The following is a 22,557-nucleotide window of genomic DNA, read 5'->3' on the forward strand; positions in this document are numbered from 1 at the left end:
TCGAGTGCGATGAACATCTTCGGTTCGCTGTACACCCGGGTGCCGGCGACGGCCACCGATTTGTATCAGCTCACGATGGCCTGCGGCTACTGGAAGCTGGGAATGGATCGGCGCCGCGCCGTGTTTCAAGCAACTTTCCGGCGGAACCCCTTCGGCGGGGCGTTCACGATCGCGTGCGGGCAACATACGGCCGCGCAGTTCCTGGCCGGCTTGCAGTTTTCCGAGGATGATGTCGCCTACCTCGAAACGGTCACCGCGGCGGACGGCTCCCGGTTGTTTCCTCCCGAGTTTCTCGCCGAGCTGGCGAAGATGTATTTTGTCGGCAATGTCTACGGCGTGCCCGAAGGAAGCATCGTCTTGCCCGGCGAACCGATCTTGCGGGTCGAAGCCCCGTTGCTTTGGGCGCAATTGGTCGAGACGCCCTTATTGACGCTCCTCAATTTCCAATCGTTGATCGCCACCAAGGCGGCGAGGGTTTGTCTGGCGGCTCAAGGGGATCCCGTTCTCGACTTCGGCCTGCGCCGGGCCCAGGGGCTGGACGGCGGCGTTTCGGCGTCGCGTGCCGCCTACATCGGCGGCTGCGTCGGCACGTCGAACGTGCTGGCCGGAAAGCTATTCGGCATTCCCGTCCGCGGTACCCACGCCCACAGTTGGGTGATGGCCTTCGACGACGAGCTGCGGGCCTTTGAAGGCTTCGCCGAGGCCATGCCCCAAAACGGCATCCTGTTGGTCGATACCTACGACACACACGAAGGGCTGAAGCACGCCGTCGTTGCAGCTCGGCGGTTTCGGGAAAAGGGGCACCGGTTGCTCGCCGTGCGGTTGGATTCCGGAGACCTCGACTACTGGAGCCGGACGGCGCGTCGAATCTTGGACGAAGCCGGCCTGAACGACGTCAAGATCGTCGCCTCGGGCGATTTGGACGAGTATCGCATCGACGCGTTAAAACGGGCGGGAGCACCGATCGACCTGTGGGGCGTGGGGACGCGACTCGCCACCGCCTACGATGAACCGGCCCTTCCCGGAGTCTATAAGCTGGCGGCGATCGAAACCGATCACGGCACGATGCGTCCCTGCTGGAAGTTGTCGGCCCAGGTCGAAAAGCGTTCGCCGCCGGGGGTGGTCGAAGTCGTGCGGGCATACGCAGGAGATCGGGCACAGGCCGACATCCTATTCGCGCCGCAGGTGGAGGCGACCCCGTCCGGCCCGTGGTACGATTTGCAGGGGCTCCCGCTGTCGCTTTCGCTCGAAGACGAAGAAAATAGCGTGAAGGCCGCCGAGTCGCGTCTTGTGCCCCTGTTTTCACGCAGCGGCGACCCGCACGCCGAAGCGATCGATGCGACCGGCCTGCACACGTTACCGGAGGCCGAAGCCGTCGCACGCGCCCGCAAGCGGGTACAGGAAGAACTTGCACGCCTGCCGGAAGCCTGCTTGCGGATTCGTCATCCGGAACCGTTTCCGGTCATCGTCTCGCACAAGACCCGGCAAGCCTGGTCGGCGTTGTGGAACGATTCCGCCGAGGAGCCCTCATGAAACGCATTCGATTGGCCGCCGCCGCATTGAACCAAACCCCGTTGGCGTGGGACGACAATTGTCGGAACATCTTGGCCGCGATCGAGCAGGCCCGAGAGGCAGAAGCGATCCTCGTCTGTCTGCCCGAGCTGTGCATCTCGGGCTACGGCTGTGAAGACGCGTTCCACTCGACCGACATGCAGCACGAGGTTCTCGCCGTCCTCGAAGCGATCGTTCCGGCGACGCGGGGAATGATCGTCTCGATCGGTCTGCCTCTCTTGCACAAGAGCGCCTTGTTCGACGCCGCGTGCCTGGCAGTCGACGGTCGCATCGCGGGCTTCGTTGCCAAGCGTCATCTGGCGGGCGAGGGGTTGCATTACGAGCCGCGTTGGTTCAAGGCCTGGCCCCGAGGCGTGCGTGACGAGATCCGCATCGGCGGGCGAAGCTATCCGATCGGCGATCTGGTGTTCGACGTCGGCGGATTGAATATCGGATTCGAAATCTGCGAAGATGCGTGGGTGGCGAAACGCCCCGGCGGCGACATGGCCCTCGAAGGCGTCGACGTGATCTTGAACCCCAGCGCCAGCCACTTCGCGTTCGGCAAGCACGATATTCGGCGTCGGTTCGTCGTCGAAGGTTCCCGCGCCTTCGGCGTCAGCTACGTGTATGCCAACCTGTTGGGGAACGAGGCGGGACGGATCATCTACGACGGCGGCGGGCTGATCGCCTCGGCCGGGAACATGATCGCCCAGGGCAAGCGGTTTTCCTTCGAGCCGGTCTTGTTGACCACGGCGGTGGTCGACATCGAAATCACGCGGATGATGCGTGCCCGCACGGGAAGCTACGAGCCGAAGCTCGGCGGCGATCATCCGTTGGTCGTCGAATGTCCGTTCACGTATCCCGACCTCGACCCCGAAGTTCCCGATCCGGCGCCCGAACCGTGGGAACAGGGACCGCACGTCAAAGAAGAAGAGTTCGCCCGCGCGGTGATGCTCGGGTTGTTCGACTACCTGCGAAAGAGCCGGTCGCGCGGTTTCGTCGTGAGCGTCAGCGGAGGGGCCGATTCGTCTGCGGTCGCTTGCCTGGTCGCGTTGATGATCGAGGCTGCGCACAACGAGCTGGGACACGAACGTTTCTGCCGGGCCTTGTCCCACATGCCCGAATTGCGCGAGACGACCTCGCACGCGCAGCGCGTACGCATGTTATTGAACTGCGTTTACCAGGCCACACGAAACAGCAGTGCGGCGACGCGCGAGGCGGCCGTCGGGCTGGTCGAGTCTCTGGGCGGTTCGATGGCCGTGTTGAACGTCGACGACGTGATGGCGGCGTACATCGGCAAGATCGAAGAAGTGTTGGGGCGTCCGCTCACGTGGGAGCAAGACGATCTGGCTCTCCAGAATATTCAGGCCAGGGCGCGCGGCCCGAGCGTGTGGCTTTTGGCGAACGTCAAAGGCGCGCTGTTGCTGGCCACCAGCAACCGCTCCGAAGCGGCGGTCGGCTATGCGACGATGGACGGCGACACCTGCGGCAGCCTGAGCCCGATCGCCGGCATCGACAAAGCGTTCTTGCGTCGCTGGTTGAAGTGGTTGGAAACGACCGGACCGGCGCATCTTCATCCGGTTCCCGCTCTGGCGGCGGTTACGCAACTGCCGCCTACTGCCGAGTTGCGTCCTCAAGACAAACACCAGACCGACGAAGACGATCTGATGCCCTACGAGGTGCTCGATGCGATCGAGCGGGCGGCCATCCGCGACAAGCAAGCGCCCGTCGAAGTCTTCCGCCTGATGCGGCGACTCTTTCCGCAGTACACGATCGAACAACTTGCGGACTGGATCGAACGGTTCTTCCGTCTGTGGTGTCGCAACCAATGGAAACGCGAGCGATATGCGCCGTCGTTCCACCTGGACGACGAGAACCTCGACCCGAAGACGTGGTGCCGGTTCCCCATCATCTCGGGCGGCTTTGCCCGCGAACTCGAGACGATGCGTCGCTATGCCCGAAGTTTGCGGGAGAATGCGCAAGGCGAGACGCGATAACGCCTGCGACGCCGGCTCAATCTTCGTCGATCTCGCGAAGCAGCGCCACCAGCCGTTTCGTCTCTTCGGTGGTGTTGTAGTGTAAAAGCCCTACGCGAAGCATCCCCTCGGGTTCGAGCCCCAGCGCCTCGGTGAGCGGCAAGGCGTAGAAGTTGCCGTGCCAGACGAATATGCCGCGACGGCCCAAATATTCGGCCAGATCGCGCGGCGACAAGCGGTCGTGCAACAAGCCCAGGGTGGGCACGCGGTCGCGTGCGCGGGCGCGCTCGGTGATTCCCAACACGCGGATATGCCGCAACCGAGACAGGTCGTCGATCAGGCCGTAGACCAACTCGGTTTCGTAGGCGGTGATCGCCTCGAAGGCGGCCGCCAACTGTTCCCGTCGATGGTCGGCTTCCGGATCGATACGAGAGCCCAACTCGGCCAGGTAATCGACGGCAGCCTTGACACCCGCGATGCCTTCGTGGTTTTGCGTGCCGGTCATCCACCGATCGGGTAGATTGTCGGGGGCGGGGCGGACCTTGTACGGTGTGATCGTTTCGAGCAGCTCGCGACGTCCCCACAACACGCCCACGTGCGGACCGAAAAATTTGTATGCCGAACACACCAGAAAATCGCAATTCCACGCGGTGACGTCGATCAGGCGGTGCGGCGCATAATGGACGCCGTCGAGAAACACCAACGCGCCGGCGGCGTGCGCCTCGCGGATGATCGTTTCGAAGGGCTGGACCGTACCCAACGCGTTCGAGGCGCAACCGACGGCGACCAGCCGCGTCTTGTCGCTGAGTTTATTGCGGAAGTCGTCGAGGTCGATCGAGGCATCTTCCGGACGGATGGAGACGACTCGCACCGTCGCCCCGGCGTCTTCGGCGGCCAGTTTCCATGGGGTGAAGTCGGCGTCGTGTTCGGCTTGGGTGAGGAGGATTTCGTCGCCCGGACGCCATGTTCGCGACAGTGCCCGCGACAGGGCGAAGGTCAGACTCGTCATGTTCGGCCCGAATACGACGGTCTTCGGATCGGAGGCGCCCAAGAAGTCGGCGACCGCCTCGTGCGCCGACTCCAACAGCGAATCGCTCTCGCGGCTGGTTTCGAACAGTCCGCCGTGATTGGCGTTCGTTTCGATCAGGTACCGGCATACGGCGTCGACGACGGCGTGCGGTACCTGGCTGCCCGCGGGACCGTCGAAGAAGACGACCGGCAGTCCGTCAAGTGTCTTGCTCAAGGCCGGAAATTGTTTACGACACCAGTCGACATCGAACGCGTCCGCGGTGCGAGGGTTTCGGTCGGTCATTCCACGGCTCCTGGAAGGTTCCGGTCATCGTCGGGGCATGGGGCGTGTTTGTGCGGACTTGCCCGCTGAACCCGTCTTGCCGAATAATTGCCAATTGGTCGTGTGAACTTTACCGGCATAGCGGGCGGCGGTCCAGTCTCGTGCATTGGATCACTGTAGCGATTCGGCGGCAATCCCCGACGTGCGGGGGCGCCGACATGGGTCGCGTCCAAGCTCGGGACGCGGCACGCTTTCTGCGTCGGGCCCGTCTTGGTCACGGCCGACGACAACACGTCAATCACGTCATCTTGTAACGGTTTGTACGACACCCATGACTTCGCTCGAACAAAAACGCCGGACGGGGCTTCCGATCGTCTTCCTGGTCGTTTTCGTCGATCTGCTCGGATTCGGCATGGTCTTACCGCTGTTGCCGGTGTATGCCAAGCAGTTCATGGCCGGATACAGTCCGGCGACTACCAATGCCGTGCTCGGCCTGTTGATGGTCTGCTTCTCGATCATGCAATTCTTTTTCAACCCGCTGTGGGGAAGGCTTTCCGACAAGTTCGGACGCCGCCCGATCATCTTGTTGGGGCTGCTGGGGTCGACGGCATGTTATTTTCTGTTCGGCTTGGCCACGCAAGCGGGAAGCTTGACGTGGATGTTCATCTCGCGGATCGGGGCCGGCATCACCGGTGCCACGATTCCGACGGCGCAGGCGTACATCGCCGACGTCACGCCTGCCCATCGCCGTACACGAGGCATGGCGCTGATCGGGGCCGCGTTCGGCCTGGGATTCACGTTCGGGCCTTTGTTGGGAGCGGGCGCGCTGTGGATTGCCACCGAGAAACATGCCGCGCTCAGCCCCTGGCCCGGCTACACCGCCGCGATCTTCTCGGGAATCGCTTTCTTGTTGGCGTGGCGGTTGCTCGCCGAGTCGTACACGCCCGGTGAGGCCGCGCAAGCCGATCGACGCTTGTTCGACTGGCAGACTTTTCGCGAGGCACTCACGCAGCGGCCGCTGGGGATGGTGTTGGCCTCGGCGACGCTGGCGATCTTCGCCCTGGCCGGTTTCGAAGCCACGTTGTCGGTCACGCTGGCCGATCTGTTGAAGATTGATCGCGGGGGGGCCGAAATCCTCGTCGTTTTCGCGTTCATCGGCCTGATTCAAACGCTCGTTCAGGGATTGCTGGTACGTCCGCTTTCAGTGCGCGTGAGCGAAGCATGGTTGGGATATTCCGGGCTCGCCATTGCGTGTCTGGGATTCGCCGTCATCGCCGCTTTTTCGGAAGGCACGTGGGCCAGCGCGGTAATGATCATCGTCGGGGCGGGGGTGGTCGCCTGGGGGTTGAGCTTCGTGCAACCGGCGCTGCATTCGTTGCTTTCGCGGCGGACCTCGGCCGACAAACAGGGCCGCGTGTTCGGCCTGGCGACGAGTTTGAGCGCGGTCGCTCGCATCGTGGGCGTGATGGTGGCCTTTCAAGCCCGCACACTTTCCGCGTCGGTGCCCTTCTGGGCCGGGGCGGCGCTGATGATCGTAACCGCCGTGTTGCTGGGCTACGCGCTGCCCGAAGCACCGGATGCGACGCGCAATGAAGAAACGGGATCCGACGCGATCGACGGCCGACAAGTCGTCCTTTCCGCCCAAGGTGCCTCGGCGGACGAGGACGCCTGACGAACCGACGTGCGAGCATGCTCCGGCGGCGACCCAAGAGGCGGGTCGCCAAAGAAAGGCCCTCCGTGGCCCCGGCCGATGCGCCCCGTGAGGCGCAACGACCGTTCGGTCCGTCGGATGTTTCGGCGGTAGGACGCCGCTGAGAGTTCGCGTTCAGTTCTCGGCGGGCGGTTCGTATCGCCCCGGCTCACGGACGCCCGAACCTGCCTGCTTGGTGGCCGAGTCGCCCAGGTCGGCGCGGGCTTTTTCGGCCAACTTTTGCAGGCGGGCGACGACCTCGGGATGCGCGTCGGCGACGTTGTGTCGCTCACCGACGTCGGCTTCCAAATCGAACAGCGAAAGGCCGATCTCGGCCTGCACGTACGGACCGGGCTGACCGTCTTTGCCCGGTGTACCGCCCTGTTCCATGCTGCGGTACTTGTGCGGGAAGTGAAGCTTCCATTTGCCGCTGCGGATCGCTTGGAGATGTCGACCCCAGTAATAGTAATACGCCTCGTGCGGCGTCTTCGCACCGGGCTCGCCCGCCATCAACGGCCAAATGTTCTTGCCGTCGATGATCCGATTTTGAGGCAACTCGCCGCCGATCAAGTAGGCCATGGTCGGCAAGATGTCGATCGTCGCGGCCAATTCGTCGCACACCGTTCCGGCGGGAATCTTGCCGGGCCAACGCATGATGCAGGGTTCGCGGACGCCGCCTTCAAAGGTCGTGCCCTTGCCTTCCCGCAAAGGCTTGGCCGAACCGGCGTGATTGCCGTACGACAACCAAGGACCGTTGTCCGAAGTGAAGATGACCAGCGTGTTGTCGTCCAAGCCGTGTTTCTTGAGCGTCGCCAAGATTTGCCCGACGCTCCAGTCGATCTCTTCGATGACGTCGCCGTATTTGCCGCGTTCCGTTTTTCCGGCGAATTTTTCCGACACACCCAACGGTACGTGCGGCATATTGTGGGCGAGGTAAAAGAAGAACGGACGATCTTTGTTTCGCTCGATGAACGAAACGGCCCGCTCGGTGTACCACGTGGTCAACTGGTTCATGTCGTCCCAGTCGACGTACTTGACCGTCTTGGTTCCTTCGATCAAGGGAAGCGGCGGGAACTTGGCGGTCGGATGATACGGCCACATGTCGTTCGAGTAGGGCAGACCGAAATACTCGTCGAAACCGTTGTTGACCGGCAGGAACTGCTCGTGATGCCCCAGGTGCCACTTGCCCGCCATGCCGGTCACGTATCCCTGTTGTTTGAACAGTTCCGGCAACAACAGTTCATCGGCATGGATGCCGATATTCGCGCTCGGCCCCAAAGCCCCCAGAATGCCGACACGGTTCGAGTAGCAGCCGGTCAGCAGTGCCGTCCGCGATGCCGAACACACGCCTTGCGCGACGTAGAAGTTCGTGAAGCGGCGGCCCTCGGCGGCCATGCGGTCGAGATTGGGCGTTTCGAACCCTTCGGCGCCGAAACAACCGACGTCGGCGTACCCCTGATCGTCGGTAAACACGATCACCACGTTCGGCAGCCGATCTTTCGTCACGGCGGGGCGTTCGGCCGCGGTAACCGGTTGCACGACCGCGCCCAGCATCGCCAATCCGGCGATCCACAGAAACCAGCGGTTTGCGGTCATTATGAAAACCTCCGACGATGAAAATGCCATTGGGAAGAGAAACAGCGGCACGGGCAGACGTCACTCGTCGACGCTTTGCACGTCGTGCGGCTGAACGCCGTACTCGATGATCGCCGACGGATCGTCCGTCTTGGGCAACGCGTCGGGATTCCGGCACGTCTCCCGAATATGATCGGCCAGAATGTGCAGGAACCGTTCGATCCGTTCGCGGTGCTCGGGCTTGTGCGCGACGTTGACGAACTCGCCGGGGTCTTCCTCGAGATCGAACAGTTTGATCGTCGGCCCCGGCAACGGACGCTTGGGATCGTAGCCGTCGTCCCGCACTCGCTTGCCGCGGAAGTAGACCAGCTTGTAGCGTTCGTCACGAATCATGATCTCGTCGTTGTGCGCGTACGAGACGATCACGTATTCGCGGTGCTTGTCCGTCTTGCCGGTTGCCACGTCGATGAGGCTCTTTCCTTGCACGCAGTCGGGGACGGGAACACCGCACACGTCCAAGATCGTCGGCACGATGTCGATGAACTCGACGAACGCCTGCGTGCTGCGTCCTTCGGGAAACAGCTTCGGATAACGCATGATCAACGGCGCGGCGTCGGCGGGCTCGTAACTGCAATGTTTCTCGAAGCGGCCGTGCTGGCCGAGCATGTACCCGTGATCGCCGATGTACACGACCAGCGTGTCGTCGTCCAACCCGGCCTGCGACAGCGTGTTCAACACCAGCCCCACGTTTTTGTCCATGAACTCGACCGAGGTGTAGTACGCCGCGTTGATGCCGCGTTTTTCGTCCGGAGTCAGGTCGCGGAAGATGTCGGGAATCTGGTCGTCGTCTTCCGGTCCCACGCGGTACACGTCGAATTCATCGCGGGAGTGCCGTCCGCGGTATTCGACGGGAAATCGAAACGGCGAGTGCGGCTCGTAGAAGCTGACGATCAGGAAAAACGGACGTTGGTGCTTTTGGGCCAAGAACTCGCACGCCTTCTGTGCGAAAAAGGTGCCCGACATTTCGGCATCCCAGGCACCGTAAGGCAAACAAGCGGCATTCAGCCAAATTCGTGCGGGATCGCGGAAGGGCTTCCACGGCGGTTGCACCTCGACTCCCGGCGGCAGCGGCCGTTGCGGCATCGTGTTCAGCCACGCACGCCACTGCGGATTGTCGATCCGCGTTTGGAAACCGTGCGTCAGGTTGCTGTTGAAGTGCATCTTGCCGATGGCCGCGGTCTCGTATCCTGCGTCGGCCAGCATCTCGCCGATCGTCAAGGCACTTTTCGGCAGCGGCGTGTGCAGCAACGTCACCCCGACCGAGCGAGGATACCGGCCCGTGATGAACGATTGTCGCGACGCGGTACAGATGGGCGAATTGCAGTACGCTCGATCGAATCGGACGCCTTCGGCCGCAAGTCGGTCGATGTTCGGCGTGCGGACGATGTCATTTCCGTAGCAACCGGTGACATACGCGGCGTGGTCGTCGGCGATCAGCCACAACACGTTCGGGCGTTTCGGTTCTTCCGCCCGCGTAATGCACCGCGCCGCGAAGATCGCAGCGAGAGCAGTCGCAACGAAAGCACCACGGAAAAGCAACGAGATCACACCAGACTTCGGCATTACCGTACCGCTCCTTGAAACGAGCCGGGAAGAGTCGTCCGGTGCCGCAGCGGCGCACACGGACACACACGTTCATCGTTCGGCAACGCACCCCCCAACGCTTCGGTCATCATCATGGTTGCAGGGACCGTCCGAGTCAACTAAAAGAGCTTACCTTTGCCGCGGCGCCACGGAGTGCACTTCGAGACGGCGGATTGCAGGCAACACGCAAAGGGCAAAAATCGCCATGAACGTAGCTTTCCGATTGCCCGCGCGATAGATTTAGCCGCGGACGGCGTACGGTCGCTGCGGCGACACGAGGCGTCCCTTTTCGACGATCGACGAGACGAAAGGAGCAGCGGATAGTGCGCCCCGGCGTTGTCCTTTTCTGCCTGGTTTTGTCATCGGCCTTGCCGATGTTCGGATGCGGCCGGCAACCCGTCAACCGGGACGAGGAAGGCCGGCTGATTTCGTTGGAAGAAGCTCGCGCCGCATTTACGACGACGATCGTGCGCGTCGATCCGCCCGGTCCGCCGCCGGATCGACCGCCGCCCGGGTGCGGGTTCGAGTTGGTGTTCTACGAATCTCCGGCGGGGCGTTTCCCGGCGTATGTCACGGTCGATCCGCAAGACGGCGTGCGTCATCCGGCAATCGTCTGGATCACCGGCGGAGACTGCAACACGATCGGCGACGTATGGTCGCCGCAACCGTACGACAACGATCAATCGGTGCCCGCCTTCCGCCGAAACGGTATCGTGATGATGTTCCCCTCGTTGCGCGGCGGCAACCGAAACCCGGGGCGGCGCGAAGGGTTTTACGGCGAAGTCGACGATATCCTGGCTGCCGCCGATTACCTGGCATCGCTTTCGTACGTCGATCCCGAACGAATCTACCTGGGCGGTCACAGCACCGGCGGCACGCTCGCGATGCTGGTGGGTGAATACAGCGACCGCTTTGAAGCGGTGTTCGCCTTCGGGCCGGTGGCCGAAGCCCGTCAATACGGCGGCGAATTCATCTACTGCGACCCCGGCGACGCCCGAGAAATCGGCTTGCGGTCGCCTGTGTATTGGCTCCATTGCGTGAAGAAGCCGATGTACGTGTTTGAAGGCGATCACGACGGGAACTGGTACGGCGGCGTGGACAGAATGGCCGACCGGAACGAGAATCCGAACATCCGATTCTTCAAGATCACCGGGCACGACCATTTCAGCGTCCTGTCGCCGGTGACCGAGATCATCGCCCGCAAAATCGCCGCAGGCGACGTGACGATCACCGAGGCCGACCTGGCCGGCATTCGCTGAGGGGCGTTTCGGCCTTGCGGGTTTGCCGCCGTCAAAAACTGCGAAACAAGAGCCGTCTTTCGGTTTGCCGAAAAGCGGTGTGCCGCTTTCCGCATACGCCTTCTTCCCGCCGTAATCGTCTGCAATTAAGATGCATTGTCACGGTTCGGCGATCCGGCATGTGCCGCTCGCCCGAGTCATCCCTCCATATCGTTTCCTTCCGATTCGCCGCACACAGGGAGCCGGCATCATGATCCTTGCACGTCGATTCTTGTTCGCGCTACTGGGGTGTTTGCTGGTCGTTTCGACGTTTCCAAATCCGGCGGAAGCCGGTGAGTTCACGATCCGTCGCGGCGTGAACATCAGCCATTGGCTTTCGCAAAGTGGACGCCGCGGAGAGGAACGGCGGGCGTGGTTCACCGAAAAGGACGTCGCCTTTCTCGCCCGCTGCGGATACGACCACATCCGACTGCCCATCGACGAAGAACAAATGTTCGACACGCAAGGCAACAAGGAAGCAGAAGCCTTCCGATTGTTGCACGCGGGCATCGGCTGGGCGCTGAAGCATGATTTGCGGGTGATCGTCGACTTGCACATTTTGCGGTCGCATCATTTCAACGCCGCCGAGAAGCCGCTGTTCACCGATCCGGCAGAACAAGAGCGTTTCTGCCGCTTGTGGGAAAAGCTGTCGAGCGAGCTGAGTCGCTATCCCGTCGACAAGGTCGCGTATGAACTGATGAATGAGCCGGTGGCCGACGATCCCGAAGATTGGAACCGGATCGTCGCCAAGGCGGTCGCCGCGATTCGCAAGCTGGAACCCGACCGCGTTCTCGTCATCGGCTCGAACCGCTGGCAGTCGGCCTCGACGTTCGATCAATTGAAGATTCCCGAAGGCGACCGGAACATCATTCTCAGTTTCCACTTCTACGAACCGTTCTTGGTTACGCATTACCGTGCCTCGTGGACGGCCAACAAGGATTACACGGGCCCGATCCATTACCCCGGTTGGTTGGTGCGGCCGGAAGAAGTCGCCCAACTTCCGCCCGATCAGCAGCGATTCGTGAAGGCGAGGAACCGTGAGTACGACCTCGACGCGCTGACCGAGATGATCGCCAAGCCCCTGGCCGTTGCGAAAAAGACCGGCTTGCCGCTGTATTGCGGCGAGTTCGGATGCATCGAAGCGTGCCCTCGCGACGTCCGGCTTGCCTGGTACCGCGACGTCCGCACGATGCTCGAATCGAACGGCATTGCATGGGCCAACTGGGATTACAAAGGCGGCTTCGGGATCGCCGACTCGGCCGACGAGCCGGACGTCGAGTTGATCCGCATTTTGACGGGCGTCGACCTGTCGCAGGCGAAGTGATACGGAGTCGGCCGCCCGCGTCGCGCATCGCCTTTCTCGACGCGCGGGGCGAAGAAAATCGACGACCGAAGCCTTTCGTTCCGGTTGCCGCCCGAGTAAGCTCGAATCTCGGAAAAAGAAATCTTGCCCGCGGCGGGTTGTGCATTCGGCGCTCGCCGAGCGCCTTGACGGCTTCGATCGCACAACAACCAACCGAGGAGGTCGATCATGCGGGCACAAAGGCCGGCACGAAGATTCATGGGGCACGCTGCCATTTGGACAACGGCCCTGTTGCTGGTTTGCGGGACGGTTCGAGGATTTGCCGCGACGCCCCAAGACATCTTGCAACAAACGCATACCGACGGCGGTTTCGTCGTCGTCCTCGGCGGGAATGGGGCTTTGGCCGAGGGGATGCGGCCGAACGACCGGTACACGGTCGTCATGTTTTCTCGCGATCCGCAGACGGTGAGCGACGTCCGCAGTCATCTGGCAGCCGAAGGCAAATACGGCTTCGTCTCGGCCGATCGCTTGGCGGGCGACGTCCTTCCCCTGACGGACAACCTCGTGAACTTGATCGTTATCGCCGACGACGAAGGAATCGCCGAGGACGAGTTGCTTCGCGTGCTTGCGCCGGGTGGTGCGATCTATCGCCTTGCCGACGGGTCGATCGTTTCGAAACCGTGGCCCGACGACTTGGACCAATGGTCGCATTTCTTGCACGATGCGGGCAACAACGCCGTTGCGAACGACGACGAAGTCGGTCCGCCGCGGGCGGTCCAGTGGGTTGCGCCGCCGCTTTGGTTGCGCAGCCATGAAACGCCTTCGGGTATCGAAGGCATGGTCTCGGCCGGCGGACGGCTGTACTACATCTTCGACGAGGGGCTCATCGGCATCACCGACAAGCGTTTGCCCGAGCGTTGGAGTCTGATCTGCCGCGACGCCTTCAACGGGAAATTGCTGTGGAAACGTCCCTTGGAATCGTGGGGATGGCCTGAATGGGCGCCCGAGCGAGCCGACGTCGATTGGCTTGAAGCCCGCGCCTTTCGTACGGTTGTTCCCGAAGAAAACCAGCGCCGCGTCGTCGCGACCGAAGACCGTTTGTACGCCACCTTGGCCTACCGCGCACCGTTGAGTATCCTCGATCCGGCGACGGGCGAGGTCTTGAAAACCGTGCCTGAAACGAACCCGGTGCGTGAAATCTTGTACGAAGACGACATCGTCGTCGTCCACTCGGCGAATGCGAATGAATCCTCGCAAGCGGGTTCGATCCTCTTCGGACTTTCGCCGGACGGCGACATCCTGTGGAAGAAAGAGACGCCCGGCATCCGCAGCCTGATGCTGGCCGCCGACGACGGACGCGTGGTCTACTTCACGCAAGGGGCGTTGTCGGCGATCGACTTGGCAACCGGAAAATCGCTCTGGTCCACGCCCGGGATCAAGGGAAACGGAAAGACGTTGATCGCTGCCGAAGGTGAAGTCTTCTGGTTCGACGGTGGAAAACTGGCCGTCTTCGACGCGACCACCGGCGACAAGTTGTGGGAGAAGTCGGTTCCTCGCTCGGGAGGTGCCGAGTCGGTCGATCTGTTCGTGATCGACGGGCTCGTGTGGCGCGGCATGGTGCCGGTCGACGAAAACGGCCGCCCGGTCGGAAAGAGCGAAAACGCGATGGCCGTGGGCTACGACATCCGCACGGGTGAAGAGAAGAAACGCGTCTTGGTCCGAAAACTCCGCAGTCCCGAGCACCATCACCGCTGCTACCGCAACAAGGCGACCGAGCGGTTCATCATCAGCGGCATGGAAGGCGCCGAGTTCATGGACCTGGTGGACGGCGAGCACTCGCAGAACAACTTCTTGCGAGGTGCCTGCAAGCTGGGCATCATGCCCGCCAACGGCTTGATGTACGTTCCCGCCGACCAATGCTTCTGCCAGCCGGGTTCGAAACTGTTGGGTTTCGTAGCGACGACGGACGATACCGACTTCCGCTCGCAACGGGTTCCCGACGACCGGCGACTCGAACGCGGCCCGGCCTACGGGACGAAAGCGTTGCAAGCAAAGGAAGTGGGGCCGGGCGATTGGCCGACGTACCGGCACGATCCGGCACGGCATGGGTACACACCCGCCGAGGTAAAGAAAGATGTCGTTCCGGCCTGGCGGACGAAGCTGGGCACGAAGCTCACGCAACCGGTCGTCGCAGGCGGCCGTGTGTACATCGCCGATATCGACGCGCACACCGTGTTCGCCTTGGACGCGAGTGACGGGCAACCGATTTGGAAGTTCGTCGCCGGCGGACGCATCGACTCGCCGCCGACCGTCTATCGCGGGGCCGTCCTGTTCGGCTCGGCGGACGGTTGGGTCTACTGCCTGCGGGCGGAAGACGGGGCCTTGGCCTGGCGGTTCCTCGCCGCACCGGCCGATTGCCGTGTGGCCGTCTTCGATCAGCTCGAATCGGTTTGGCCCGTTCACGGTAGCGTACTCGTGGAGAACGGCACGGCCTACGTCGCCGCAGGGCGATCGACCTACCTGGACGGCGGTGTCCAATTGTGGGCGTTGGATCCGCTCACCGGCGAAATTCGGCACCAAACGGTCTTGGCCGGACCGTTTCCCAAGGTCGGTGAAACCCGCGACATGGGATTCTTCCTCGAGGGGGCGAACGTCGAAGTGCTCGTGGCCGAGGGCGGCTACGTCTACATGCGACAAAAGAAGTTGACCCGCGACTTGAAACCGATCGAGTCCGAGATCCTCTCGTCGAAGGGCGAAAAAGATGTCGGCCTGCACGTGTTCTCGACCGGCACGCTGCTCGACGGATCGTGGTACAACCGGGCCTTCTGGATGTACTCGAAGCGTTGGCCCGGTTTCCAATTGGCGAATCAGGCGCCCAAGGCGGGCCAATTGTTGGTCGTCGATCCCGAGCGGACCTTTGCCGTGCGGGTGTACTATTATCGGAACGTCCACAGCCCGATGTTTTTCCCCGGCCGCGAAGGCTACCTGCTGTTCGCCGACCGTAACGACAACGAACCGCAAATCGTCGGCGAACCCGGCGCCCGCAAACCGGTCGAGTGGTTGCCGCAATCGTACATTCCTCGCGACGGCGGCAAGCGACCGCTCGACAGCGAGGCGTTCGGGCTCGACAAGATGATCGGTTACACGCGGGCGGAACCGCCCTTGTGGAAAACCTGGATTCCCGTGCGGATTCGCGGGATGGTCAAGGCCGGCGACCTGATCTTCGCGGCGGGACCGCCGGACGTCTTCGATCCGAACGATCCTTACGCCCCCTTCGAAGGTCGCAAGGGAGCAAAGCTGGTCGCCGTCACCGCCGACGACGGACGCGTCGTCCACGAATTGTCGCTGGAGGCAGAACCGGTGTTCGACGGCTTGATCGCCGCCGACGGCGCGTTGTTCATGTCGCTTCGCGACGGCTCGTTGGCCTGTTTGCGTGCGAAGACCTCACCATAATGTTCGACATTCGATATCCATCGGCACGACACCGTCTGATTGTTCTTTCGTAACCGACGACACCGCCCACTCACGGGGAGGAGCTCAGATGACACGCTTTCACAAAACTGCGATCGTCGCTTCGGTCGATCGACGGCAATGGTGGTGTTGCACGGTCTTGATGTCGGCTCTCATCGTCGCGGCATGCGGCCTGTGGGGGGCTTCGGCTCTTGCAACCGAACCGGAAGCCGCTTCCACCGAGGTTCCCGACTACATGAACGCGCCGCCGGAACGCATCGAAGCCTGGCGGAAGCTCAAGTTCGGTATGTTCATCCACTGGGGACCGGTGAGTTTGAAAGGAACCGAAATCGGCTGGTCGCGCGGCGGCGAACGTCGCGGCCACCGAACGCAACGTAACCCGAACGGCATCCCCGTCGAGGTCTACGACAATCTCTACAAAGAATTCAATCCCGTGAACTTCGATGCCGACGAATGGGCGGCGATCGCCAAGCGGGCCGGAATGCGCTACATGGTCTTCACCACCAAGCATCACGACGGTTTCTGCATGTTCGACACGCAGCAGACCGACTACAAGATCACCAGCCCCGAAAGCCCCTTCGGCCGCGACGTGGTCAAAGAACTGGCCGACGCCTGCCATCGTGCCGGATTGTGGTGGGGATGTTACTACTCGCCGCCCGATTGGCATCACCCCGACTATCGCACCGAACGGCACGACAAGTACATCGCTTACTTGCACGCGCAGATTCGCGAGCTGCTCACGAATTACGGTCAGGTCGACATCCTGTGGTTCGACGGCCTGGGCGGCAAGCCCGAAGACTGGGATTCGCCTCGCCTGTTCCGAATGATCCGCGAGTTGCAACCGCAAATCTTGATCAACAATCGTGCGGGACTTCCGGCCGACTTCGACACGCCCGAGCAACGCATCGGCCGCATGCAAACGGATCGTCCATGGGAAACCTGCATGACCATTTGCACCCAATGGGCGTGGAAGCCGAACGACCGGATGAAATCGCTGGAGGAATGCATTCACACGCTTGTCCGCGTGGTGGGAGGCGACGGCAACCTGCTGTTCAACGTCGGCCCCATGCCCGACGGACGCATCGAGCCGCGCCAGGTCGAGCGGCTCGAACAGATCGGCGACTGGCTGGCCCGCAACGGCGAATCGATCTACGATACCCGCGGCGGCCCCTTCCCGCGAACCGACGTCGTCGCTTCGACGTACCGCGGAAACACGGTCTACCTCCACGTGCTTTCGCCCGACGCTTTTCCCGTGACGCTACCCGCGATCGACACCAAGATCGTCTCGCAACGATTGCTGAGCGGCGGCGACGTCTCGGTTCGTCAATCGGCGGACGGCATTGTCGTCGACGTGCCTGAGCAAAATCGCGATGCAATCGACACGATCATCGTGTTGCAACTGGAAAGTCCCGCGGGTGAGGTGCACATCAACCGTTATTCCGGCGAGCCGGTCACGCTCGGACGCCCGGCGACGGCCTCGAACGTATACCGGGGCATGACCGCGCAATACGGCCCCCGATTCGCCGTCGACGACGATCCCACCACCCGTTGGGCGACGGATGCGGGTACATCGGAATGCACTCTCGAAATCACGCTCGACGGTCCCGCGACGGTCGATGCCGTGATCGTGCACGAATACGAACCGCGCATTCGACGTTACGCCCTCGAGACGTTCCGCGACGGGAACTGGATCGCGTTTCACGAAGGCACGCGATTTCCGCCGGGGGAACCGGTTCGCTTTCCGCCGGTGGAGGTCGGTCCTCGCGTGCGGCTGCACGTGTTCGAAGCCTCGGACGGACCCACGCTGTACGACTTCCAACTCTTGCGAACCAAGAACTGAATCGCGGACGATCGCAGTGGGCAACAGGGGTGTTGCCGGCTCGGCTGTTCAGATGACCCCGTGCAGCGGCCCGCCGGGGGCGGCCAGCTTGTCGACCCGCGCGCTAATCTCGGGATCTTCGACCAACGGCGGCGGATGGTGCGGCTTCGCCCGCGCATCGATCACCAGCGATCCCGCGCAACCCCAATGCTTGTCGGTCGTACTCGCGTCGATACCGTAGATGTCGCTTGCCGGATCGCTGCGTGTGAAGGTCGTCCACAAGAAGTTGGACAGCGAGGACGAAGCAAAGCGGGCATCGTCGACGATCACCACCAGCGGATAGAGATTGATCGCATCCTTGCGTGTGTAGTGGGCGCAGAACTGCGCCACGGCCATATCCTTGCCGCGGTCGTCGGGTGAAAACGGCGGCCCCTGGACGACGAGGATGCCCGGCAGCAGTACGTGCGGCTTCTCGAAGCCCAAGCCCTTGGGCAACTGCAAGCGGGTGTCGATCCCGACCGGCAAGGTTCGCCGCGGCTTGCCTACCGCGGCAATCACCACCTTTGAGCCGCGATTGAGCGTCCCGCACGTGTAATCGAGCGTGTCGGCGGTGGTTTCGGTGTGAAAATGCAAATCACGTCGCCAATCGACGCGCTCGAGAATGTGTCGCAGAAACTCGTCGACCTCGTGAACGTCCAAGTCGGGATCGTCTTCGGCCGCCGCGATGAACAGGTATTTCGCCAGCGACAACTGCCCTTGTCCCAAGATCGCACTTGCCTGCGTCAACAGTTCTTGGGGACGCTTCCGTTCGCTGTAGGGTGTGTAGCGTTCGGTACCGAGCGCGAGCAGCAACGGGTGGACGCCGGCGGCATCGACCGCATGCACCGCCCGCACACCGGGAATCGTCCTCGGAATGATCGGCCCCACCAGTTCGTGGATGAGCTTACCGAACATCGTGTCTTCCTGGGGCGGACGCCCCACGACCGTAAACGGCCACACGGCGCCCGATCGGTGATAGATCTTTTCGACCCGCATCACGGGAAAATCGTGTTGCAGGCTGTAGTATCCCAGGTGATCGCCGAACGGTCCCTCGGGCAGAAGCGTTCGCGGCTCGATGTAGCCGCAGAGGGCGAAGTCGGCCTCGGCCATGATCGGCAGCTCGTCGCCGCGGCGGATCATCGCGATACGACGTCCGCCCAGTAGCCCGGCGAAGAGAAGCTCGCTCATGTTTTCGGGCAAGGGCATCACGGCGGCGACGATGGCCGCGGGAGGACCGCCCACGAACACGTTGACACGCAACTTTTGCTTGCTTTCGATGGCCTTCGCATGATGAATGCCGATGCCTCGATGGATTTGATAGTGTAAGCCGACCTGATCGCGATCGTACTTGCCTCCCGAGAGCTGCACGCGGTACATGCCCAGGTTCGAATGCAGATAACCGGGCCGCGTGGGATCTTCGGTGTAGACCAGCGGCAACGTGATGTACGCGCCGCCGTCGTTGGGCCACGAGACCAATCCCGGCAAGCGATCGAGCGTCGTCGTGTTCGCCAGCACGGGACCGCGGCGGACGGTCTTCGGTCGCGCGTGCCGCGCCCACCAGGGAAGTTTCAGCAAGAGTCGCGGACGCTTGAAAACGTCGGCGGGGTCGGCTCCCAGTTCGACCATCTGCCGTAACCGGTCGAGCGTGTCGCGAAAGATGAATCGCACCCGCTCCATAGTGCCGAACAGGTTCGAAACCATGGGGAAGGCGCATCCGCGGACATTGGCGAAATACAAGGCCGGTCCTCCGGCGGCGAACACGCGACGCTGGATTTCGGCCATTTCGAGGTGCGGATCGATCGGCTCGTCGATTTGCAGCAATTGCCCCGTCCGCGCCAGGTCGTCGAGGCATTCTCGAAGGTTGCGATAGCCCATCTACCTGTCCTGCGTCATTTTCCGCCCCGGCGTTTCCGCGGATCGTCGAGCGCACGGCGGTCCATGCGCTTTTTCAAGTGCGCAAAGCGCGTGGCGGGGCGGCGCACCACCCGATTGGTTTTCCGCGGTCTGCCCTTTCCTTGCGTCATCGATGCCGCCCGGTGTATGCGAGAGGATACCGTACTCGTTGCGTATGCCGAAGTCCTTCCGGCCGAAGAAGAGATCGCCGATTCGACGGCCATTCCTATTGTAGCCGCCTTCACCGCCCGATCCACGAAATTGACCGATCCGATGTGTTGCTTCCTCCGAAATCGGCCGCCTTCATGCCCGGCTTTACATTGCGTACAACAGCAACCGGCGGACGCGGCGGCTGTTCGGTAGAGTGCGCCGAAGTCGCCCTTGCAGCCGCGGACACATCGGCAAGGCGGCGCAAGAAATACGGTGCGCTTGTTGCCGAACCAACGATCGCCGGGCCTGCGCTTCGTTTGTCCCGCCCCGCTCCGGCTATCGGCTGGCCTTGCACTGAGAAGAACGGTTCGTTGCTGTTTCGCGCTGCGAGTGTCTACAATCGTCCGCAAGTCGCAGAGAGGTTTGCAACGGGCTGCTATACGTTGAGCCGGGCAGCCCGCGGGAAAGCAGCGATGCGGAGTCGTTCGGCGGCCGTCTTCGCGACGAATCGCTCGCCCGGGAGGAGTTCGAAAACATGGCCGAGCCCCCACGCTATGGTATCGGTTAGCGGTTGGACTACAATCATCGTCGGCCGCACCGTGCGTGGGGCTATCGGATTCCGGTGGAGTTTGTTGCCGGCTGTGCGGCTCGGTCGACGACGCGATCGACTGCCAAGGACAGTAGCCTGTTCCCAACAATGTGCGATAACGATGTTTCCGAATAATGTTAGGATTCGAGCCGGCGCAAGGCGAGGCTTGAGCTGTTTCTGTGCGATGGCTGTTACGCTCGTCTCGTGGGCGTCATTCGGGCAGGCCCAGAACCGGTCAGACGTGTTTCTGAAGAATTGGGATGCGACCGCAGCGGACCTGTTTCGCGCAGACGGCGTGACAAGTCTGGTTCCCCCCAGCTTGGTCGATAAAAGCGCCATCGCGGCGTTCAAGAAGACGGTCGCCGAGGCGAACGCCAAGGGGCTGATCACCGTCGGCCGGATTCCGCTCGATTACCGGATCGAGATCTATGAAGACTTTGCGCGGCAGCAGGGTAAAACGCTGGACGAGGATGTGTGCCGGGACATCGAAGGCAATGCGCTGCGTCACTGGAACGGCAACATCTTCTTGTGCTCCAATTCGCCTTTCGTTCGCGAAGCAATGAAACGCATGGGGCAAATCTGTGTCGAGGCCGGTTGCGACTGGATTTCAGCCGATCTTCAGACCGCAACGCACGATTCCTTGCGTCTTGGCGGCTGCTTCTGCCGGCACTGCCGGCAGGGATTTGCCGCGTATTTGCAGAAGCCGGCCTCATGGAGCTATCGCGACTTCCTGGTTAGCCGTGGTTACGACACGGTCCAGAAGCTGAAACGCGAAGCCGGAAGGGGCGAAGCGAGCATGATGCCGCTATATCGCGAATACCGGGCGTTTCAGCATCAGGCCCTGCGTCAATGCTACGAGGCAATCCGGGCTCCGGGTAAAAAATTCCTCACCTCACAGGACTTTCACGGCCACAGCGCGCCGCTGGGCACGCATCCGGATTTCGACTTCGTCGGCGAAGGCCTGTGGGGACTGGACAATGCTGAAATCCCGTTCCTGTACGCCTTGACCGAGGCGGCGGGCCGGTTCAACTACATTACTGAAGGCCCGGAAGGCGACTGGGAGAATTTCGCGCAGGGCCGTTTGCGACTCGCTCAAGCCTACGCCTACGGCCAATCCTGGGTGGTCCCCTACCGGCAAGGTATCCGCCGAGATGGAAAATGGCTCAAATGGATCAGCCCGCCCGTCCAAGACCTTTACGAGTTCATCCACGAACATCGCGAGCTTTTCGATGGTTACGATCCGTGGCCCTGCGTCGGACTCATCTATAGCCATCTGGGGCATCGGTACAATCAAGCAGTGACCGCCGAAGCGGTTGCCGTGCTCGTGCGCCGGAACGTTCCTTTCAAAATATGTGTGGCGGGGTCCGACTGGTGGAATCCACCGTTCGACCTTTCAGGTGTCCAAGCGTTGGTCAAGACCGCCGACTTTCGCTACCTGACGGCGTCTCAGCAGCAGGCCGTCGCCGCCGCTCAGTTGCCCACCGTTGATATTTCATCCCTGGACAGCCTGTGGCGCCGCATTCCTCGCCCGATTCACGTTTCCATCGGCGACGAAAAGGTCAACGTCGTGCCGCGGCGCAAGGACGAGCATCGGCTACTGCATCTGGTCAATATGCTTCCGGGAACGGCGCACCGAGACTTCGTCGTAACCCTCAACCGACAATGGGCAGGTCCGGTTCGCGCGGCTACCCTGAACGCGCCCGGCCGGCAAGCGACAACGCTCCGCTGCCAAACGACCGGCTCGCACACCGAGATTCACGTCCCGTTCTTGCAAGAATGGGCCATCATCACCTTGGAGTAGGCGGCACAGCCGGATATCGTAGTGAAACTCGCCGAGAGGTTTTTCAGTAGATTGTCAAAATATAGCGGCGGTAGTTGTTGTAGGTATAGCGGAAGAGTTGTGACTGCTTTTTGGGAGGCGTTTTCTCGTGGGCGGCCGCGACTTCATTTTCGGTCGCAACCTTCTTGCGAAATCTGTAGCGGCAGCGCAAACCCTGCATACAAAGCATGCCCCAAACGGCGGTTTGATGATGTCTTCCGGCAGGGAGCAGGGCGTCGAGCGAGGCCCGACGGTCGCAGAATTCCGGTCGCGGCGTGTTCGTCGCATCTTGTTGGCACCACGATGTTTAGAAAATATTCGCGAAGCCGATTCGAGTATTCTTTAGAAAATCTTTTGACTTTCCGCCGGTAGCGTGTATAGACATAGTGCGGCGGGAAAAACCGAGCGGAAACAGGGGCCACCGGAAAGCTCGCCGCGAGCCGAACTCTCCTCAATCGTTTCTTTCCACA

The 22,557-nt window shown here is 62.0% G+C and carries 12 protein-coding genes; 8 read left to right on the plus strand and 4 right to left on the minus strand.

Features of this window, described 5'->3' with window-relative positions:
• The first annotated feature begins 9 nt into the window (after positions 1-9).
• Both ACYQ2I_RS02400 and nadE read left to right on the plus strand, forming a co-directional pair.
• A complete protein-coding gene (locus tag ACYQ2I_RS02400; RefSeq protein ID WP_460165392.1) occupies positions 10-1,533 on the plus strand; it encodes a nicotinate phosphoribosyltransferase in 1,524 nt (507 codons plus the stop codon).
• Complete coding sequence (gene nadE / locus ACYQ2I_RS02405) at positions 1,530-3,548, plus strand: NAD(+) synthase (RefSeq protein WP_460165393.1); 2,019 nt, start codon at positions 1,530-1,532, stop codon at positions 3,546-3,548. The genes ACYQ2I_RS02400 and nadE overlap by 4 nt, the downstream gene beginning before the upstream one ends.
• Positions 3,549-3,564: 16 nt before the next feature.
• Here the strand turns inward: nadE and ACYQ2I_RS02410 are convergent, their stop codons facing one another.
• A complete protein-coding gene (locus tag ACYQ2I_RS02410) occupies positions 3,565-4,839 on the minus strand; it encodes a cysteine desulfurase-like protein (RefSeq protein ID WP_460165394.1) in 1,275 nt (424 codons plus the stop codon).
• A gap of 310 nt (positions 4,840-5,149) precedes the next feature.
• On the opposite strand from ACYQ2I_RS02410, the gene ACYQ2I_RS02415 reads away from it, so the two are divergent.
• On the plus strand, positions 5,150-6,490 hold the full coding sequence (locus ACYQ2I_RS02415) for an MFS transporter (RefSeq protein WP_460165395.1): 1,341 nt from the start codon (positions 5,150-5,152) through the stop codon (positions 6,488-6,490).
• Between the two features lie 153 nt (positions 6,491-6,643).
• Here ACYQ2I_RS02415 and ACYQ2I_RS02420 read toward each other — a convergent pair whose 3' ends face one another.
• Together ACYQ2I_RS02420 and ACYQ2I_RS02425 are read right to left on the minus strand one after the other, a co-directional pair.
• Positions 6,644-8,104, minus strand: coding sequence for a sulfatase family protein (locus ACYQ2I_RS02420; protein ID WP_460165396.1), 1,461 nt, complete (start codon positions 8,102-8,104; stop codon positions 6,644-6,646).
• Between the two features lie 60 nt (positions 8,105-8,164).
• A complete protein-coding gene (locus tag ACYQ2I_RS02425; protein ID WP_460165397.1) occupies positions 8,165-9,706 on the minus strand; it encodes a sulfatase family protein in 1,542 nt (513 codons plus the stop codon).
• 344 nt (positions 9,707-10,050) lie between these two features.
• On the opposite strand from ACYQ2I_RS02425, the gene ACYQ2I_RS02430 reads away from it, so the two are divergent.
• The 4 genes from ACYQ2I_RS02430 to ACYQ2I_RS02445 all read left to right on the plus strand — a co-directional run bounded on the left by ACYQ2I_RS02430 (position 10,051) and on the right by ACYQ2I_RS02445 (position 17,618).
• Positions 10,051-10,986 carry an alpha/beta hydrolase family protein gene (locus tag ACYQ2I_RS02430; protein ID WP_460165398.1) on the plus strand — a complete coding sequence of 312 codons (936 nt, stop codon included), beginning with the start codon at positions 10,051-10,053 and terminating at the stop codon, positions 10,984-10,986.
• A gap of 229 nt (positions 10,987-11,215) precedes the next feature.
• Positions 11,216-12,328 carry a glycoside hydrolase family 5 protein gene (locus ACYQ2I_RS02435; RefSeq protein ID WP_460165399.1) on the plus strand — a complete coding sequence of 371 codons (1,113 nt, stop codon included), beginning with the start codon at positions 11,216-11,218 and terminating at the stop codon, positions 12,326-12,328.
• Between the two features lie 237 nt (positions 12,329-12,565).
• Positions 12,566-15,760, plus strand: coding sequence for an outer membrane protein assembly factor BamB family protein (locus ACYQ2I_RS02440; RefSeq protein ID WP_460165400.1), 3,195 nt, complete (start codon positions 12,566-12,568; stop codon positions 15,758-15,760).
• Positions 15,761-15,848: 88 nt separating this feature from the next.
• On the plus strand, positions 15,849-17,618 hold the full coding sequence (locus tag ACYQ2I_RS02445; RefSeq protein ID WP_460165401.1) for an alpha-L-fucosidase: 1,770 nt from the start codon (positions 15,849-15,851) through the stop codon (positions 17,616-17,618).
• A 48-nt stretch (positions 17,619-17,666) separates the two neighbouring features.
• Here the strand turns inward: ACYQ2I_RS02445 and ACYQ2I_RS02450 are convergent, their stop codons facing one another.
• Positions 17,667-19,511: a UbiD family decarboxylase gene (locus ACYQ2I_RS02450; RefSeq protein WP_460165402.1), complete on the minus strand. Its 1,845-nt coding sequence runs from the start codon at positions 19,509-19,511 to the stop codon at positions 17,667-17,669.
• Positions 19,512-20,509: 998 nt separating this feature from the next.
• Here ACYQ2I_RS02450 and ACYQ2I_RS02455 point away from each other — a divergent pair.
• Positions 20,510-22,069, plus strand: a complete 1,560-nt coding sequence (locus ACYQ2I_RS02455; RefSeq protein WP_460165403.1) for a hypothetical protein — start codon at positions 20,510-20,512, stop codon at positions 22,067-22,069.
• The last annotated feature ends 488 nt before the right edge of the window (positions 22,070-22,557 follow it).

Source organism: Thermostilla marina (assembly GCF_054657455.1).

Excerpts from the sequence above, each read along its gene's own strand:
- ACYQ2I_RS02450 (WP_460165402.1), bottom strand. The coding sequence starts at position 19,511 with ATGGGCTATCGCAACCTTCGAGAATGCCTCGACGACCTGGCGCGGACG.
- ACYQ2I_RS02445 (WP_460165401.1), top strand. The coding sequence starts at position 15,849 with ATGACACGCTTTCACAAAACTGCGATCGTCGCTTCGGTCGATCGACGG.
- ACYQ2I_RS02415 (WP_460165395.1), top strand. The coding sequence starts at position 5,150 with ATGACTTCGCTCGAACAAAAACGCCGGACGGGGCTTCCGATCGTCTTC.
- ACYQ2I_RS02425 (WP_460165397.1), bottom strand. The coding sequence starts at position 9,706 with ATGCCGAAGTCTGGTGTGATCTCGTTGCTTTTCCGTGGTGCTTTCGTT.
- ACYQ2I_RS02440 (WP_460165400.1), top strand. The coding sequence starts at position 12,566 with ATGGGGCACGCTGCCATTTGGACAACGGCCCTGTTGCTGGTTTGCGGG.
- ACYQ2I_RS02410 (WP_460165394.1), bottom strand. The coding sequence starts at position 4,839 with ATGACCGACCGAAACCCTCGCACCGCGGACGCGTTCGATGTCGACTGG.
- ACYQ2I_RS02435 (WP_460165399.1), top strand. The coding sequence starts at position 11,216 with ATGATCCTTGCACGTCGATTCTTGTTCGCGCTACTGGGGTGTTTGCTG.
- nadE (WP_460165393.1), top strand. The coding sequence starts at position 1,530 with ATGAAACGCATTCGATTGGCCGCCGCCGCATTGAACCAAACCCCGTTG.
- ACYQ2I_RS02420 (WP_460165396.1), bottom strand. The coding sequence starts at position 8,104 with ATGACCGCAAACCGCTGGTTTCTGTGGATCGCCGGATTGGCGATGCTG.
- ACYQ2I_RS02400 (WP_460165392.1), top strand. The coding sequence starts at position 10 with ATGAACATCTTCGGTTCGCTGTACACCCGGGTGCCGGCGACGGCCACC.